Source organism: Nitratidesulfovibrio oxamicus (genome assembly GCF_015731765.1).
Lineage (GTDB): Bacteria > Desulfobacterota > Desulfovibrionia > Desulfovibrionales > Desulfovibrionaceae > Cupidesulfovibrio > Cupidesulfovibrio oxamicus.
In genome coordinates, this window is the sequence record NZ_VRYY01000731.1 from 1 (window position 1) to 663 (window position 663).

1 protein-coding gene is annotated in these 663 nt (G+C 67.7%); it reads left to right on the forward strand.

Annotated elements, in window-relative coordinates; translation table 11 throughout:
- Positions 1 to 330: 330 nt before the first annotated feature.
- Positions 331 to 663, forward strand: a 333-nt coding sequence (locus FVW20_RS17780) for a homocysteine S-methyltransferase family protein (protein WP_196610625.1), incomplete at its 3' end; no start/stop codon positions are given.

Sequence of the window (663 nt, forward strand, 5' to 3'; positions counted from 1 at the left end):
AGGGGCATGGCGCCGGAAGCCCCCGCGGGCCCGGAGGCCTTGGCGCCACGCGTGCGTGCGGCGCGGCGCGGCGTTTTCACTGTATCTGTCATGGTATCCGGTAAAGGCGCGGCGCAGGCCGCGCCGGTTCGTGCGTCGTGTAGCGGGGTCCCACTATGCGTGACGGGGCCGTACAGGCCGGGATGGTATGATTTTTGTTTGTCCTTTACAAGGCTTTCCGGTACACAGGCTTTCCCGTGCGGCGGTACGCGCCGGTCGGGCATGTTTTCGGAACACTCGCGGGGCGCGGGTTTCTCATCGCCTGCGAGCCAAGTTTCAGGAGTACAGGCTGTGCCAGATTTTCGTCAAGCGCTTCGGTCAGGTCGTCGGCTGGTCTTCGATGGCGGCATGGGCACCATGCTCCAGTCGCGCGGGTTGCCGCCCGGCGTAAGCCCGGAACTGTTCTGCCTGGCCCGGCCCGACATATTGGTGGGCATTCATGCCGACTATCTGCGGGCCGGGGCCGACGTGCTGACCACCAACACCTTCGGCGGCTGCATCTACAAACTGGGCACCGGCCCCGGCGCCCCCGACGTGGTGGAGTTCAACCGGGCCATGGCCCGCGCAGCGCGCGAGGCCGTGCTTGCCAGCGGGCGCGAGGCCTTCGTGGCGGGCAGCGTGGGG